Source organism: Variovorax sp. V118, assembly GCF_041154445.1.
GTDB lineage: Bacteria > Pseudomonadota > Gammaproteobacteria > Burkholderiales > Burkholderiaceae_C > Variovorax > Variovorax boronicumulans.
In genome coordinates, this window is the sequence record NZ_AP028663.1 from 22,366 (window position 1) to 37,669 (window position 15,304).

At 68.7% G+C, this 15,304-nt stretch carries 13 protein-coding genes; 6 read left to right on the forward strand and 7 right to left on the reverse strand.

Going from position 1 to position 15,304, the window contains the following annotated elements:
• Positions 1–205: 205 nt before the first annotated feature.
• The 4 genes from creD to ACAM52_RS00120 all read left to right on the forward strand — a co-directional run bounded on the left by creD (position 206) and on the right by ACAM52_RS00120 (position 6,205).
• Positions 206–1,693 (forward strand): cell envelope integrity protein CreD, encoded by a 1,488-nt coding sequence (creD, locus tag ACAM52_RS00105; protein ID WP_369645734.1) that lies wholly within the window; start codon positions 206–208, stop codon positions 1,691–1,693.
• Positions 1,690–2,982 (forward strand): glycoside hydrolase family 3 N-terminal domain-containing protein, encoded by a 1,293-nt coding sequence (locus ACAM52_RS00110; protein ID WP_369645735.1) that lies wholly within the window; start codon positions 1,690–1,692, stop codon positions 2,980–2,982. The genes creD and ACAM52_RS00110 overlap by 4 nt, the downstream gene beginning before the upstream one ends.
• A gap of 10 nt (positions 2,983–2,992) precedes the next feature.
• A complete protein-coding gene (locus ACAM52_RS00115) occupies positions 2,993–5,386 on the forward strand; it encodes a penicillin-binding protein 1A (RefSeq protein ID WP_369645736.1) in 2,394 nt (797 codons plus the stop codon).
• Positions 5,387–5,599: 213 nt separating this feature from the next.
• Positions 5,600–6,205 (forward strand): hypothetical protein, encoded by a 606-nt coding sequence (locus ACAM52_RS00120; RefSeq protein WP_369645737.1) that lies wholly within the window; start codon positions 5,600–5,602, stop codon positions 6,203–6,205.
• Between the two features lie 5 nt (positions 6,206–6,210).
• Here the strand turns inward: ACAM52_RS00120 and creC are convergent, their stop codons facing one another.
• Both creC and creB read right to left on the reverse strand, forming a co-directional pair.
• Complete coding sequence (gene creC / locus ACAM52_RS00125; protein WP_062473809.1) at positions 6,211–7,653, reverse strand: two-component system sensor histidine kinase CreC; 1,443 nt, start codon at positions 7,651–7,653, stop codon at positions 6,211–6,213.
• Entirely contained in the window at positions 7,650–8,444 is a 795-nt protein-coding gene (creB, locus tag ACAM52_RS00130; protein WP_369645738.1) for a two-component system response regulator CreB, read from the reverse strand. Before creB ends, creC begins: the two co-directional genes overlap by 4 nt.
• 568 nt (positions 8,445–9,012) lie before the next feature.
• Between creB and ACAM52_RS00135 the strand changes: the two genes are divergently transcribed.
• Positions 9,013–9,960: a YcjF family protein gene (locus tag ACAM52_RS00135; RefSeq protein WP_095948419.1), complete on the forward strand. Its 948-nt coding sequence runs from the start codon at positions 9,013–9,015 to the stop codon at positions 9,958–9,960.
• Between the two features lie 117 nt (positions 9,961–10,077).
• Here ACAM52_RS00135 and cueR read toward each other — a convergent pair whose 3' ends face one another.
• Positions 10,078–10,497: a Cu(I)-responsive transcriptional regulator gene (cueR, locus tag ACAM52_RS00140; RefSeq protein ID WP_062473804.1), complete on the reverse strand. Its 420-nt coding sequence runs from the start codon at positions 10,495–10,497 to the stop codon at positions 10,078–10,080.
• Positions 10,497–10,691 carry a heavy-metal-associated domain-containing protein gene (locus tag ACAM52_RS00145; protein ID WP_062473802.1) on the reverse strand — a complete coding sequence of 65 codons (195 nt, stop codon included), beginning with the start codon at positions 10,689–10,691 and terminating at the stop codon, positions 10,497–10,499. The genes cueR and ACAM52_RS00145 overlap by 1 nt, the downstream gene beginning before the upstream one ends.
• 161 nt (positions 10,692–10,852) lie before the next feature.
• Here ACAM52_RS00145 and ACAM52_RS00150 point away from each other — a divergent pair, with 161 nt between their 5' ends.
• Positions 10,853–13,117 (forward strand): heavy metal translocating P-type ATPase, encoded by a 2,265-nt coding sequence (locus ACAM52_RS00150; RefSeq protein ID WP_369645739.1) that lies wholly within the window; start codon positions 10,853–10,855, stop codon positions 13,115–13,117.
• A 12-nt stretch (positions 13,118–13,129) separates the two neighbouring features.
• Here ACAM52_RS00150 and ACAM52_RS00155 read toward each other — a convergent pair whose 3' ends face one another.
• The 3 genes from ACAM52_RS00155 to ACAM52_RS00165 form a co-directional block, all read right to left on the reverse strand.
• Positions 13,130–13,618, reverse strand: coding sequence for an N-acetyltransferase family protein (locus ACAM52_RS00155; protein WP_369645740.1), 489 nt, complete (start codon positions 13,616–13,618; stop codon positions 13,130–13,132).
• A gap of 94 nt (positions 13,619–13,712) precedes the next feature.
• Positions 13,713–15,005: a beta-ketoacyl synthase gene (locus ACAM52_RS00160; RefSeq protein ID WP_369645741.1), complete on the reverse strand. Its 1,293-nt coding sequence runs from the start codon at positions 15,003–15,005 to the stop codon at positions 13,713–13,715.
• Entirely contained in the window at positions 15,002–15,289 is a 288-nt protein-coding gene (locus ACAM52_RS00165; protein WP_159274240.1) for a phosphopantetheine-binding protein, read from the reverse strand. Before ACAM52_RS00165 ends, ACAM52_RS00160 begins: the two co-directional genes overlap by 4 nt.
• Between the last annotated feature and the right edge of the window lie 15 nt (positions 15,290–15,304).

Sequence of the window (15,304 nt, forward strand, 5' to 3'; positions counted from 1 at the left end):
TTCTGCGTGCGAACTTGCACAGCCCTCACTGTCGTGAGCGTGCGAGAAGGCAGTTGGAAGGCGCGTTGAAGTCGCAACCCCCGCAGGCACCGCTGTGTGAAGTCTGTGTGAAGTGCGCCGCGCAGCGGCTTCATACGGCCTTCGGATCGGCCGGAGAGCATCGGCGCCTCATCACGAAAAAACCCGGAAAAGAGGGGAGAAACCCATGCTTCAACTGTTGAAGGCCCTGCAGGCTTCGGTGCTGGTCAAGGTGGCCGGCCTGTTCTTCCTGCTGCTGGTGCTGTGCATTCCGCTGGCGCGCATCGACGACCTGAACCGCGCCCGCGGCGACAACCAGCAGGAGGCCGCGCGCGAGCTCGCCGAGTCTTATGCCGGGCCGCAGGCCATGGTCGGCCCACTGCTGCTGGTGCCGTACGTGGAGCGCTGGATGGAGCCGCTGCGCGACGCGCAGGGCAAGGTGATCGGCCAGGCCCCGCAGAGCAAGGAGATGGTGCACGCCGTGTTCCCCGACAAGCTGCACATCGAGGGCGACATGGCGCCGCAGGAGCGCTACCGCGGCATCTTCCGCATTCCGTTCTACACGCTCACGGCCGCGCTCGGCGGCGGCTTCGCGGGCTTCGACCCGCAGACCGTGCCGCACAGCGAAAACGGCTCGTCGATCGAGTTCCGCCCGCCGTTCGTCGCCTTCCACGTGAGCGACCTGCGCGGCCTCGACGGCTCGCCCGCGCTCACCGTCAACGGCGAGGCGCTGCGCTTTCGCCAGCGCGTGCCCGGCCTGCCCGACAACGCGACGTACGCCGACGGCATCCACGCGCCGCTCACGGGCGCCGCGCTCGCCGCCTGGCAGACGGGCAAGCCGCTGGCCTTCGACATGAAGCTCTCGCTGGTGGGCCAGGACACGCTCTCGATGGTGCCGATCGCCGAGGAAACCACCGCGCACCTGCGTTCGCCGTGGGCGCACCCCAGCTTCGGCGGGCGCTTCCTGGCCACGCAGCGCGAGGTGACGCCGCAGGGCTTCGACGCGCACTGGCGCGTGTCCTCGCTCGTGACCACGGCGCGCGAACAGGTGCGCGCCGGCCTGTGGGCCGGTGAAGGCGATGCCGCGCAGAACGCCGCGGCGGCCGTCGTGCGGACGGCGCCCTCGGCGTCCATGTCGCGCCATGCCTCGGGCCCGCTGCAGACCTTCGACGTGTCGCTCGCACAGCCCGTCAACGTGTATTCGATGAGCACGCGGGCCGGCAAGTACGGCGCGCTCTTCATCGGCCTGGTGCTGATGGCGGCCTTCATGTTCGAACTGTTCCGCAAGCTGCGCCTGCACCCGGTGCAGTACGGGCTGGTGGGCCTGTCGATCGCGCTGTTCTTTTTGCTGCTGCTCGCGCTGTCGGAGAAGTTCGCCTTCTGGATGGCCTACGCGGGCGCGGCCGGTGCCAGCGTGGCGCTGCTGGCCGTGTACTTCAGCGCGGTGCTCGAAGGCTGGCGCCGCGGCCTGTCGTTCGCTGCTTTCGTGGCGCTGCTGTACGGCGCGCTCTACGGCCTGCTGGCCTCGGAAAGCAATGCGCTGCTGCTGGGCGCGCTGCTGATCTTCGGCATGCTGGCCACGCTGATGCTCGTGACGCGCAAGGTCGACTGGTATGCGCTGTCGCGCCGCAGCGAACCCGCCCCGGCCACGCCGGCGGCCACGGTGGACGCATGAGGCTGCTGCGCGCCATCCCCGGCGTGCTCGGCTGGCTGCTGCTGGCCGTGCTGTGCGCCTGGGCCTGGCACCTGAAGGACCCGCACCTGCGCTTCCTGCGCGAGGAGGAGCTGCCGCTGCTGCTCGCCGCGCTGTGCGCCGCCGCCGCGATCGCCTGGCGCAGCGCGCGCGGTGCGCGCCGTGTGGTGGCACTGGCCCTGACGGTGGGCGCGATGCTGACGGCGCTGGGCCACGAACTGGCCTCGCGCCAGCACCGGCTGGAAGTGAATGCGGCCTCGGGCCCGGTGGCGCAGGCACTGGGCGCGCGCTTCATCGTCGGTTACGACGATGCGAACGACCTGCGCGAGCTGGCCCGCCGGGGCCTGATCGGCGGCATCTTCGTCACCGGCCGCAACGTGAAGGGCCGCAGCGCCGACACCTTGCGCGCGGAAATCGCCAGCCTGCAGGCGCTGCGGTTGGCGGCCGGCCTGCCGCAGCTGGTGGTGGCGACCGACCAGGAGGGCGGCGGCGTCTCGCGCCTGTCGCCGATGGTGCCCCGCCAGCCGGCACTCGCCAGCCTGCTCGAGGCCGACGTGCCCGCACACGAACTGTTGCAACGTGCCCGCGCCTACGGCGCGCAGCAGGGCGGGGCGCTCGCCGCGCTGGGCATCACGCTGAACTTCAGCCCGGTGGTCGACCTGCGTCCCGGCCGCGCCCCGGGCCGCTGGGACCTGCACACCCGCATCGAGGAACGCGCCATTTCGAGCGACCCCGACGTCACCGCGCAGGTGGCGCTCGCTTACGAGCAAGGCCTTGAATCGGCTGGCGTGCGCGGCACGCTCAAGCACTTTCCCGGCCTGGCCGGCGTGACCGAGGACACGCACCACATGGGTGCCGAACTGCGCACGCCCGTGGCCCGGCTGGCCGCGCACGACTGGAAGCCGTTTCAAGACGTGTCGAAACATTCGGATGCCGCGATCATGCTCGGCCATGTCATCCTCGGGGAACTCGACGCGGACGCGCCGGTCTCTTTCTCACGCAAAATCGTGCGGCAGGTGATTCGAGGCGAATGGGGCTTTCAGGGCCTGCTCGTCACCGACGACCTCACGATGGGCGGGGCCTACAACCGAGGTCTTTGCAACGCCACGCTGGGCGCACTCGACGCCGGGGTGGACCTGCTGCTCATCGCCTACGACCACGACAAGTATTTCGATGCCATGCACTGCGCGCTGGAAGGCGTGCGGCGCGGCGCGCTCGATCCCCGGGTGACGGAACGCCCGCGCGCGCCACGGCTCCAACCTCTTCGCTAGCCCCCATCCCATGTCCCAAGAACCTCGCCCTTCCCAACCCGCCGGTGCGCTGCGCCAGCTCCCGTGGAAACGCATCGCCGGCTGGAGCGCCATCGCGGCCGGTGCCGGCGCCGTCGCGCTGCTGGGCGCCGCCATCGTGGGGGTGGTCGCCATCTACCCGAAGCTGCCCGACATTTCCGAGCTGGCCGACTACCGGCCCAAGCTGCCGCTGCGCGTGTACACGGCCGAGGGTTCGCTGATCGGCGAGTTCGGCGAGGAGCGCCGCAACCTCACGCCCTTCGCCAACATTCCGAAGGTCATGAAAGATGCCGTGCTGGCCGTGGAAGACGCGCGCTTCTACGACCATGGCGGCGTGGACTACAAGGGCTTCGCGCGCGCGGCCGTGGCCAGCTTCAAGGGCGGGCGCAAGCAGGGCGCCTCGACCATCACGATGCAGGTGGCGCGCAACGTCTACCTGAGCTCGGAGCGCACGCTCAGCCGCAAGGCCTCGGAGATCGTGCTGGCCTTCCGGCTCGAGCAGCAGCTGAGCAAGGACCAGATCCTGGAGATCTACCTGAACCAGATCTACCTGGGCAACCGCGCCTACGGTTTCGCCGCCGCCTCCGAGGCCTACTTCGGCAAGCCGCTGCAGCAAGTGACCATCGCCGAGGCCGCCATGCTCGCCGGCCTGCCGAAGGCGCCCGGCGCCAACAACCCGGTGGCCAACCCGCGCCGCGCGCGGGCGCGCCAGCTCTACGTGATCGACCGCATGCACGAAACCGGCTTCATCACCGCCGAACAGGCGGCCGAGGCCAAGAAGGAAGAGCTGCACCTGCGCGACGCCGCCGACCCGAACCGGCTGCACGCCGAGTACGTGGCCGAGACCGTGCGCCAGATGATGTACGCGCAGTACGGCGACAGCATCTACACCAGCGGCATGAAGGTCTACACCTCGCTGGTGGCGGCCGACCAGGCGGCGGCGTACAAGTCGCTGCGCAAGGGCATCATGGATTACGAGCGCCGTCAGGTGTACCGCGGCCCCGAGAAGTTCGTCGACCTGCCGGCCAGTGGCCAGAAGGAAATCGACGAGGCCGTCGACGAAGCCCTGGCCGAGCACCCCGACAACGGCGACGTGATCTCGGCCGTGGTGCTGGAAGCCAGCGCCAAGGAAGTGACCGCGGTGCGCGCCAACGGCGAAGCCTTCGAGATCTCCGGCGAGGGCCTCAAGCCCGCGCAGTCCGGTCTGGCCGCGAAGGCGCCGCCGAACATCAAGATCCGCCGCGGCGCCGTGATCCGCGTCGCGAAGACGCCCAAGAACACCTGGGAGATCACGCAGCTGCCCGAAGTGGAGGGCGCCTTCATCGGCATGGACCCGCGCACGGGCGCCATCACGGCGCTGGTCGGCGGTTTCGACTTCGGCAAGAACAAGTTCAACCACGTGTCGCAAGCCTGGCGCCAGCCGGGTTCGAGCTTCAAGCCCTTCATCTACTCGGCCGCGCTCGAAAAGGGCTTCACGCCCGCCACCGTGGTGAACGACGCGCCGCTGGTGTTCGATGCCGCCGCCAACGGCGGCCAGCCCTGGGACCCGAAGAACTTCGACGGCGGCTTCGAAGGCCCGATGCCGCTGCGCAACGCGCTCATGAAGTCGAAGAACCTGGTCACGCTGCGCGTGCTGCAGTCGATCGGCGCGCCCTACGCGCAAGACTGGGTCACCAGGTTCGGCTTCGACAAGGACAAGCACCCGGCCAACCTGCCGATGGGCCTGGGCGCCGGCTCGGTCACGCCGATGCAGATGGCGGTGGGTTACTCGGTGTTCGCCAACGGCGGCTACCGCGTGAACCCGTACCTCGTGACCCGCGTCACCGACCTCAAGGACAAAGTGCTGATGGAAACCGAGCCCCCGGTGCTCGACGAAAGCCGCCGCGCCATTCCCGCGCGCAACGCCTTCATCATGGAATCGCTGCTGCAGAGCGTGGTCAAGGGCGGCTCCGGCTTCAAGGCCTACCAGGCGCTCAAGCGCGACGACCTGTACGGCAAGACCGGCACCACCAACGACTCCTTCGACACCTGGTTCGCGGGCTTCCAGCCCACGCGCGTGGGCATCGCCTGGGTCGGCTACGACACGCCGCGCCAGCTCGGCGTGCGCGGCGAGACCGGCGGCAGCCTGAGCCTGCCGATCTGGATCGGCTACATGCAGTCGGCGCTGCGCGGCGTGCCCGTGACCCTGCCGGCCGAACCGCCCGGCGTGGTGAGCATCGACGGCGAGTGGTACTTCGACGACTTCACGCCGGGCCACAACGTGGCGAGCCTGGGCCTGGAAAGCGCCGAGCAGCCGATCCAGCCGGTGGAAGTGCTGACGGGCGCGCCGGTCGGCGCGCCGCCGCCGCCTGAAGAGCGCAACCGCATCCTCGATTTCTTCAGGTAACGGCACTCCCCCAGGCTACGCGCACTTCGTGTCGCTACGCCAACCCCCTCGCCGGGGGCAACACCAGCGGCCCGGCAAAGCCGGTTCCGCGGTGTTTCACGAAAAGACGATCCAGCAGAAGGAAAACGCGGGCGGTCTGCGGTGCCTACACTCGGTGCCGCGGCCCCCGCGTTTTTTTTCGTCTCTTCTCTTTTCTCCCCTTTTCTCGCATCCATGGAAATCCTCACCCTGGTGGCCCTGATCGCCGCCGGCTTCTACATCCTCAAGTCCAAGGAACAGCGCCAGCGCATCGCGCTGCTCGGTCGCCATCTGGGCCGCTACCAGATCGAGAAGCTGATGGAGAGCCTGACCCAGGGCTACCTGCGCTGCCTCGGCGAAGACGACGCCGAGCGCCGCCAGCAGATCTGGCACCTGCTCGACACCACCGAGGAAAAACTCGCCGGCCAGTTCGAGACCTTCGCCGCCGAGCTGGCGCGCGAACCCGAAGCCAACACGCGCGTGAGCCGCCTGCCGGTGGCCTTGCCGTTCGCCACCACGCTGTTCCCCTCTGCCAGTTTCGATCTGCGCGAAGCACTGCGTATTCATGCGCGCGGCATCGCGGGCGTGGCGAAAAATGCGGCGGGCCGCTCACCGAAATCGAAAGCCTTCACGATGTCGGCCGAGCTGTTCCTGATGCAGCACACCTGCCACTGGTTCTGCAAATCGAAGGCCGTGGCCTCAGCGCGCATGCTGGCGCGGCACCAGACGTCGTACGAGCAGCTGCTCGACGCCGTGAGCCCCGAGACGCGCGAGGCGTATCGCGCCCTGGTCGGACAGTGATTCGCTCAGTGGTGCGTTGACAGCAGCGGCAGCGTGAGCGTCGCCACGGCGCCGCCGCGCGTCGCATTGCCCAGGTCGATGCGGCCCCGGTGCAGCGTCGCGATTTCCTTCACGAACGCCAGGCCGAGCCCCGTGCTCTTCTTCTGGCTGTGCGGCCGGGCGAGCGAATAGAACTTCTCGAAGACTTTTTCCTGCGCGTAGTCCGGAATGCCCGGGCCGTGGTCGCGCACGTTGATGCGCGCCAGCCGCGAGGTGGTTTCCAGCGTCAGCAGCACCTCGCTGTCGGGCGGTGAAAAGTCGAGTGCGTTGTCGAGAAGATTGCTGATCGCGCGGCGCAGCAAAAACGGATCGCCCTCGACGCGCGCAGGCTCTCGAATATTCACGATCAACCGGATGTTGCGCCGCGACGCAGCGGGTTGCGCGCTGGCGGCAATGTCCTCGATGAGCGGGCCCAGCGCCACCGGTTCGGTGCGGTCGAGCGTGCGCCGCGTCTCGAGCGCGGTGAGCTCCATCATGCGGTCGACGATTTCCTGGATGCGCTGGGTTTCGCGTTCGATGTTCTTCAGGAACCGTTCGCGCTGGTCGTGCGGCATCTGCGGTTCCTGCAGCAGCTCGGCCGCGCCGCGGATGGCAGAAAGCGGGCTCTTCACTTCGTGCGTGAAGGTCTGCACGTAGTCGGCCACGTAGTTGCGCCCGGTGAGCGCATCGCGCATTTCGCCGAAGCCGGTGCGCACCGCATCGACCGCGCGCCGCGCCATGCGCGAGAGGCTCAGGCTGCGCTGCGCGCGCACCCAGGTCCAGTAGTCGCGGATCAGGCCGAAGGGCCGCACCAGCCAGACCGAGACGATCACGGTGAGCAGCAGCAGCGCCAGCGCCGACCCCACGCCGACCCAGATGGTGCGCACGCGCGCGTCCTCGACGAACTGGCCGAAGCTCTGCACCGGCTTGCCGACGCTGACGACGCCGACGATCTCGTCGTTCCAGCGGATCGGTGCGCCGACGTACATCACGGAAGTGCGCGGGTCGCCGTCGACGTCGCGCGAAGTGCGCGCGCCGTACAGGCCGCCGAGCGTGCGCTTCACGTCGCTCCACTGCGAGTAGTCGTTGCCCAGGTGGCGGCCGAGCGAATCGAACATCACGCGGCCGGTGCGGTCGGTGACGTACACGCGCAGCTCGACCCGGCTCTTGTGCAGGTTGTAGATCTGGGCCGAAAACTCGCGCGTGTAGACGCTGCGAAAAAGCGGCTCCAGCCGCGCCGTGTTGATGGCGCCGGCGATCACGTCCTGCTCGACCAGGCTGGCCATGAGCTGCGAGGTTTCGACCAGCGATTCCTCGGCCGACTCGCGGTAGCGCGGGTCGATGTCGGAAACGACGCGGTACAGCAGGAAGGCGATGCCCGCCGTGTAGATCAGCAGGATGCCGATGAAGATTCGCGTGCGCCGCGTCATTCCCTGCTGGCAGGCAGATCTTCGTGCAGCGCGTAGCCGGTGCCGCGCAGCGTGCGGATCGGCTCCACCTCCGGCGCGATGGTCTTGAGCTTGGCGCGCAGCGTCTTGATGTGCGCGTCGACCGTGCGATCGAAGCTGTCGCTGGCGTCGTCCCAGACGAGTTGCAGCAGTTCGTCGCGCGTGAACACGCGCCCCGGGCGCTGGACCATGAGTTTCAGCAGGCCGTATTCGTAGCGCGAGAGTTCGAGCAGCCGTCCGTAGTAACGGATTTGCATGCGCTCACTGTCGAGTGAAAAGGGCGTTGCAGGGGTCTGTGGCGCCGCTGGAGGCGGCGCCGGCGCGTTTTGATGGGGTACCCCATGAATCGGCGCTGCGGCGGCTGGGGGGCTTCCTGAGCCGTTTCTGGCACTGCGCCGCAGGATGGTTCGCACCCGGGCGACCAGTTCCCGGGGGGAAAACGGCTTGGCAATGTAGTCGTCCGCACCCAGTTCGAGGCCCACCACGCGGTCTATTTCGTCGCTGCGGGCCGTCAAAAACACCATCGGTACCTCCGGGCCGCCCATCGACTGATTCAGCGCCTGGAGGCGTTTGAAGAGCTCGAAGCCGTTCAGGTCGGGCAATCCGATGTCGAGGATGGCCAGCGCGGGGCGTTCCTGCGCGAACTGCGCGATGGCTTCTTCGGCCGTGGCGCACCAGACCGGCTGGAAACCGTCGCTGCTCAAAACGTACTGGAGCGTGTCGGCGATGCCCGATTCGTCTTCGGCAATCAGGATCCGGGGTTTGAAGCTCATCCGGCGATGTTAGCGAGAGCCACGGACGACCCGTGCCCGGTTTTTCGCCCGAGGCGCCGGCGACCGGCGCGGCCTTTCGCGGCTTTTTTTTCGGGCGCGGCTTTTCCTCTTCCTGTCTTCTTATTCTTCTTATTCAAATTAGTAGTAGTAGATAAGGGTCGCACCCGTCTGTGGAAAGGTCACTTTTTCCTTGACGTGACAACGACTTGTCATGCCCGCGTCACTGTGTGCACCCGCGCTTCCGTGGTGTACCCGCAACTTGGACAACATGGGGTAACCCGCCGGCCCTGTGGATAACCGATGGCTTGTGCAAAAACTCTCCCCAGAGTTGTCCTTTGACAGCCTTCGCCAATTCTGCGAAAGGCGGTTTTCGGGTCGAGAAATTCATTGCCTGTTAATTGAGCAGGTTGTAGATTTCCCTTGTAAATCAATAACTTGCAACGCCCCTACAGAGCAGTGCCGGGGTTATCCACAGAGTTGCCCCAGTTTTGTGGGGAGAACGCGTGGAGGAACCTTCGGGCGCTGCGCGGACCCAATCGGCTCCTTCACATGACGAAAAAACTCGAACATGACACCTTCTGAAACAAAAGCGATCGTCACCTTGAGCCTGCTGGCGGCCTTCGTCGACGGCGAAAAGCACGAGCGCGAGCGTGCCGAGATCAAGCGCATCGCCGAGGGCCTGTCGCAGGCCGACGGCGTGAACCTGCCGACGATCTACCAGGACGTGCTGATGAAGCGGGTGTCGCTGGCCTCGGTGGCCGGCGAGCTGAAAAGCGCCGAGTCGCGCCAGCTGGCGTACGAGATGGCGGTGTGCATGTGCGACGCCGACGGCGTGCAGTCGGAGCCGGAGCGGCTCTTTTTGATGGACGTGCGCAGCTCGCTGGGCCTGGACGCCTCGGCGGCGCAGTTCTCGCAGCGGGCGGAAGACATCGCCGCCGCGGTGCCGGCGGCGGTGGCGACGAGCGCGACCGCGGCAACCCCTGCGGCGCCGCAGGCGCCCGACAGCACCGAGCTCGACCGCGCGATCCTCAACGCCGCCATCCTCAACGGCGCGCTCGAGCTGCTGCCCGAGACGCTGTCGACCATGGCGATCATTCCGCTGCAGATGAAGCTGGTCTACCGCATCGGACAGGCGCACGGCTACCAGCTGGACACCGGCCACATCAAGGATTTCCTGGCCACCGTGGGCGTGGGCCTGACCTCGCAGTACCTGGAGCAGGCGGGGCGCAAGCTGCTCGGCGGCCTGTTGGGCAAGGTCGGCGGCGGCCTCCTGGGCGGTCTCGGCAAGCAGGCCGTGAGCTCGGGCATGAGCTTCGCGTCGACCTACGCGCTGGGCCACGTGGCCAAGCGCTACTACGCGGGCGGCCGGACGCTCTCCACGCAGATGCTGAAGGACGCGTTCTCCAGCGTGGTGAAGGAAGGGCAGGGCCTGCAGACGCAGTACCTGCCGGCGATCCAGGAACGGGCGCGCACGCTGGACACGAGCCAGGTCCTCTCGCTGGTTAAAAACGCCTGATCACAGGCTCGCCCCCAGGATTCGCGCACTTCGTGTCGCTTCTCCAACCCCCTACCGGGGGCAACACCTGAGGCCCGGCAAAGCCGGTTCCTCGGTGTTCCACGAAGGGACCGCCGGCTAGACCTGGCTGAGGTCGTCGAGGATGGGGCAGTCGGGCCGCGCATCGCCGTGGCAACAATGCACGAGGTGCGCCAGCGTGCTGCGCATCGACTGCATGTCGGCGATGCGCTGCTCCAGTTCACCCAGGTGCTTTTGCGCGATGCGCTTGACGCTCGAGCTGGCGCGGCGGCGGTTGTGCCACAGGCCGACCAGTTCGGCGATTTCTTCCATCGAGAACCCCAGGTCGCGCGAGCGCTTGATGAAGCGCAGCGTGTGGATGTCGGCGTCGTTGTACTGGCGGTAGCCGCTCTCGGTGCGCGCCACCGCGGGCAGCAGGCCCAGGCCTTCGTAATGGCGCACCATGCGCGCCGACACGCCCGACAGCCGCGCGGCCTCGCCGATGGCGACCTGGCGGCCGTGGGCGGAGGTCGCCGTCATCATTGAACGGTGTAGCCGGCGTTCTCGATCGCGACCACGATGTCCTGGCGCGGCTGCTGGCTCAACACGTCCACATGACCGGTTTCGAGATCGACCGTGACCTGCGCGTGCGGGTCGACCGTCTGCACCGCGTCCTGCACCGCCTCCACGCAGTGGTTGCAGCTCATGCCGGAGACCTGGAATTTCTGGCTCATCGTCGTTGCTCCTTGTCGGAATGAATGAAGGGTGGAAGGATTGAACACCCGAATTGGGGACAACGCCAGTTTCAACCCTCTCACGATGTCAACGTCCAGCCAAGGGCTTTGAAGCCACCGCGCTTGACCTTGCCATGGTGTCAGGCTTTAGCCTCGGGACCATGGAACACATTCAGCCTCAACCTTCCGCGGCCGCCGCCACGCTGGACCTCTCGGTCGGCGGCATGACCTGCGCCTCGTGCGTGATGCGCGTGGAGCGCGCGCTCAAGAACGTGCCTGGCGTGCAGAACGTGAGCGTCAACCTCGCGACCGAGTCGGCCCGCATCGTGGCCACCGGCGGCGAGGACATGGCCCTGCTGCTGCGCCGCGCCGTGCGCGCCGCCGGCTACGAGCCGCGCGCCGAAAGCACCGCGCAGGACGAGGCTGCCGCGCTGTCGCCCTGGCACGGCTTCATGCCCGTGGCCATCGGCCTGGCGCTGTCGATCCCGCTGATGGCGCCGATGCTCGGCGACCTGGTCGGCCAGAGCTGGATGCTGCCGCCCTGGGTGCAGCTGCTGCTCGCGACGCCGGTGCAGTTCTGGCTCGGCGCGCGCTTCTACCGCGCGGGCTGGCACGCGGCCAAGGCCCGCACCGGCAACATGGACCTGCTGGTGGCGCTGGGCACCAGCGCGGCCTTCGGCCTGTCGCTGTGGCTGTGGTGGCGTGCCGCCACCGGCGAGCATGCCGGGCATGGCATGGTGCCGCACCTGTATTTCGAAGCCTCGGCGGTGGTGATCACGCTGGTGCTGCTGGGCAAGTGGCTCGAGGCACGCGCCAAGCGCCAGGCCACCTCCGCGATCCGCGCGCTGCAGCAGCTGCGGCCCGAAGTGGCGCACCTGATCAATGCACGCGGCAAGGAAAGCGACGTGCCGCTGGCCGACGTGATGGTCGGCGACCGGCTTGCCGTGCGTCCCGGCGAACGCGTGCCGGCCGATGCGCGCGTGCTCGAAGGGCAGTCCGAAGTCGACGAATCGATGCTCACGGGCGAACCGCTGCCGGTGGCCAAGAACCCCGGCGACGCGCTGACCGGCGGCGCCGTGAACGGCGACGGCCGCATGGTGATCGAGGTGCGCGCGGTCGGCGCCGAGAGCGTGCTGGCACGCATCATCCGGCTGGTCGAGGACGCGCAGGCCGCCAAGGCGCCGATCCAGCGCATGGTCGACCAGGTGGCGGCCGTGTTCGTGCCGGTGGTGCTGGTGATCGCGCTGGTCACCTTCGCGGGCTGGATGGTCGCGGGTGCCGGCGTCGAGACCGCGCTGATCCATGCGGTGGCGGTGCTGGTCATCGCCTGTCCCTGTGCGCTGGGCCTGGCGACGCCGGTGGCGGTGATGGCGGGCACCGGTGTGGCCGCGAAGCACGGCATCCTCATCAAGGACGCGCGGGCTTTGGAAATTGCACACCGCGTCGACACCGTGGCTTTCGACAAGACCGGCACGCTGACGGTGGGCCGGCCGGTGCTCACGGCGCTGCTGCCCGCGGCCGGTGCGCTGGCGAAGGAGAACGACCTGCTCGCCACGGCCGCCAGCCTGCAAGGCGGCAGCGAGCATCCGCTCGCACGCGCCGTGTTGTCTGCCGCTGCCGAACGCGGCGTGCAGGCGCCGCCGCTCGGTGCGATGCAGGCGATGCCGGGTCGCGGCGTGCGCGGCGAAGTGAACGGCGCGACCTGGGCCATCGCCAGCCTGCGCTGGTGCCGCGAACTCGACGCGATGCCGGCCGAGGCCGACATCGAACGCCTGCAGTCGCAAGGCGCGACAGTCTCCGCACTGCTGCGCTTCGACGACGCCGGCTCCGCGCATGTGCAGGCACTGTTGGCCTTCGCCGACGAGCCGAAGCCGCAAGCTGCCGAAGCGATCCGCACCTTGCGTGCGCGCGGCCTGCGCGTGGTGATGATCTCGGGCGACAACCTGCGCGCGGCGCAGGCGATGGCCGCGCGCCTGGGCATTCCGGCCGAAGACGTGCGCGCCGACGTGCTGCCGGCCGACAAGGCCGAGCAGGTGAGCGCGCTGCGCAAGAACGGCCATGTGGTCGCGATGGTCGGCGACGGTGCGAACGACGCGCCCGCGCTCGCCGCGGCCGACGTGGGCATCGCGATGGCGCCATCGGGCGGCGGCACCGACGTGGCGATGGAAGCGGCCGGCATCACGCTGATGCGCGGCGACCTCGCGCTCGTGGCCGAAGCGCTCGAGCTCTCGGGCCGCACGGTGGCGAAGATCCGGCAGAACCTGTTCTGGGCCTTTGCCTACAACGTGGCCGGCATCCCGCTCGCGGCTTTCGGTTTGCTGAGCCCGGTGGTGGCCGGCGCGGCGATGGCGTTGTCGAGCGTGAGCGTGATGGCCAATGCGCTGTTGCTGCGGCGCTGGAAGCCCAAGCACCAACAACACCACTGACCGAACCGCGGATCAGTCGAACAGCAGCGCCATCAGGTGCTCGTCGATGAAGTCCGCCTCACCGGCCCGGCGGTAGAACTGGCGCAGCGTGCCTTCCTGCACGAAGCCCAGCCGGGCATAGAAACGCAGGGCCGTGGCGTTGTCGCTCTCGGCCATCAGCTCGACGCGGCGAACGCCTTCGGCCTTCAGCCGCGCGAGCACGTCGGTCACCATGGTCTGTGCGACGCCGCGGCCATGCAGATTCGGATCGACCGCGAGCGTGCCCAGGCTCGCCACATGCTGCGCGCGGCCCGGGTAGCGCGTGACGCGGTAGAAGCCGGCGAGCTGACCATCGACTTCGAAGATGAAGAAGCCATCGCTGTCGAGCAAACCCTGGAAGACCGCGCGAAAGTCGTCGCGCGGCATCGGGTCGTAGCCCAGGTAGGGCACGACCCGCTCGTGCATGTAGAGATCGAAGACGGCGTCGAAGTCCGAGGGGGCGGCAGGGCGGTGCAGGGGCATGTCGCGCTTCTTCCGTGAGGTCTGCAGGGCAGGATGCGGCCGAGCATAGCAAGGCGGTGCCGACGACCGCACCGTCTTTTTCTTCCCCCCAAGTTCAATCCTCCGAGATGCGCCGGCTTGCCACGATCACCGCGTTGGTGCCGCCGAAGGCGAAGGAACTCGACAGCACATGGCGCAGCCCCCGCGCCTCGCGCGCCGCGCCGCGCACGAAGTCGACGTTGCCGAACGCGGCGTCCGGCGTGCGCAGGTGGGCGATGGGCGGCAGGGTCTCGCGGGCCAGTGCGCGCAGTGCGGCCACGAGCTCGATGGCACCGCCGCCGCCCAGCACGTGGCCGTGGATCGCCTTGGTCGCGCTGACCGGTGCGGCGTCGCCGAAGAGTTCGCCGATCGACGCGGCCTCGGCGGCATCGCCCGCGCTCGTGGCCGTGCCGTGGGCGTTGATGTGGCCGATGTCCGAGGGCACGAGCCCGGCGTCGCGCAGCGCCGCACGCATCGCGCGCACCTGGCCGGCCGGGTCGGGGTGGGTGATGTGCGTGCCGTCGCAGTTGCTCGCGTAGCCGCTGAGCACGAAGGGTTGTGCGCCGGCGCCGCGCGCCCGCGCATGCGCCTCCGATTCGAGCACCAGCGCGGCCGCGCCCTCGCCGATGGCGAAGCCCGTGCGGTCGCCCGAGAACGGACGGCAGGCGGTGGCGGGCGCATCGGCCGGCGGTGGCGCCATGACGCGCATCGCGTGCCAGCTGGCCATCACGCCGGGCGTGAGCATGGCGTCGTGGCCGCCGACGATGGCGATGTCGATCCAGCCGCCGCGGATGGCGCGCATGGCTTCGCCGATGGCCACTGCGGACGAAGCACAGGCGCAGGCATAGGCCAGCGCCGCGCCGCGCGCGCCGAAGTGCAGCGCCAGTTCGGCGACCGCGGCGTTGGGCATCACGGTGAGCACGGTGGTGGGGCGCATGCGGCGCTGCTCGCCGTAGAGCGCGCGCGTGGTGGCGTCGAAGGTGCCGGCGCCGGCCAGGCCGCTGCCCCAGAAGACGCCGAGGCGGTCGCGGTCGAGGGAGTCGAGATCGAGCCCGGCATCGGCCGCGGCATCTTGTGCGGCGACCAAGGCCATCGCGGTGCCGCGGTCCAGCGGCAGGCGCGAGGCACTGCGCACGCTGCTGGCGTCGAAGTCGCAGGTGGCGGCGGCGATGGCCATCGGGTCCATGCCGGGAATCTCAAGGGTCTGCGCGCGCACCGCGGACCGGCCGGCGAACAGTGCATGGTCGAAGGCTTCGATGCTGCGTCCGAGCGGCGTGATGAAACCGAGCCCGCTCACGTGCACGGGCGCGGCGGCGGTGTGGGCCGTGGCGGTGGCCGCCAGCACGGCATGGGCGGCGCCGCTGCTCATGCGGCCGCTGCCATGGGCTCGGCGCGTGCGGCGGCGGCTTCGCCCTCGGCATCGATCACTTCGCACAGCCGCTGCAGCGTGATGCCGGCTTCGCGCGGGTCGAGCCGGTCTTCGGGAATGCGCAGGTGGAAGGCGTCTTCCACCGCGAAGACGAACTCCATGAGCGCGAGCGAATCGAGGCCGAGGTCCGACAGCGCGGTGGCCGGCGAGATGGCCGCGCGCGCGACGCGGAAGTCGGTCTCGAGGATGGTGGCGATGCTGTTGAAGGTGGGAGAGGAAGACATGAGGAGGTTCCTTTC

Excerpts from the sequence above, each read along its gene's own strand:
- ACAM52_RS00110 (WP_369645735.1), top strand. The coding sequence starts at position 1,690 with ATGAGGCTGCTGCGCGCCATCCCCGGCGTGCTCGGCTGGCTGCTGCTG.
- ACAM52_RS00165 (WP_159274240.1), bottom strand. The coding sequence starts at position 15,289 with ATGTCTTCCTCTCCCACCTTCAACAGCATCGCCACCATCCTCGAGACC.
- ACAM52_RS00135 (WP_095948419.1), top strand. The coding sequence starts at position 9,013 with ATGACACCTTCTGAAACAAAAGCGATCGTCACCTTGAGCCTGCTGGCG.
- ACAM52_RS00150 (WP_369645739.1), top strand. The coding sequence starts at position 10,853 with ATGGAACACATTCAGCCTCAACCTTCCGCGGCCGCCGCCACGCTGGAC.
- ACAM52_RS00155 (WP_369645740.1), bottom strand. The coding sequence starts at position 13,618 with ATGCCCCTGCACCGCCCTGCCGCCCCCTCGGACTTCGACGCCGTCTTC.
- creB (WP_369645738.1), bottom strand. The coding sequence starts at position 8,444 with ATGAGCTTCAAACCCCGGATCCTGATTGCCGAAGACGAATCGGGCATC.
- creD (WP_369645734.1), top strand. The coding sequence starts at position 206 with ATGCTTCAACTGTTGAAGGCCCTGCAGGCTTCGGTGCTGGTCAAGGTG.
- ACAM52_RS00160 (WP_369645741.1), bottom strand. The coding sequence starts at position 15,005 with ATGAGCAGCGGCGCCGCCCATGCCGTGCTGGCGGCCACCGCCACGGCC.
- ACAM52_RS00120 (WP_369645737.1), top strand. The coding sequence starts at position 5,600 with ATGGAAATCCTCACCCTGGTGGCCCTGATCGCCGCCGGCTTCTACATC.
- ACAM52_RS00115 (WP_369645736.1), top strand. The coding sequence starts at position 2,993 with ATGTCCCAAGAACCTCGCCCTTCCCAACCCGCCGGTGCGCTGCGCCAG.
- cueR (WP_062473804.1), bottom strand. The coding sequence starts at position 10,497 with ATGACGGCGACCTCCGCCCACGGCCGCCAGGTCGCCATCGGCGAGGCC.
- ACAM52_RS00145 (WP_062473802.1), bottom strand. The coding sequence starts at position 10,691 with ATGAGCCAGAAATTCCAGGTCTCCGGCATGAGCTGCAACCACTGCGTG.
- creC (WP_062473809.1), bottom strand. The coding sequence starts at position 7,653 with ATGACGCGGCGCACGCGAATCTTCATCGGCATCCTGCTGATCTACACG.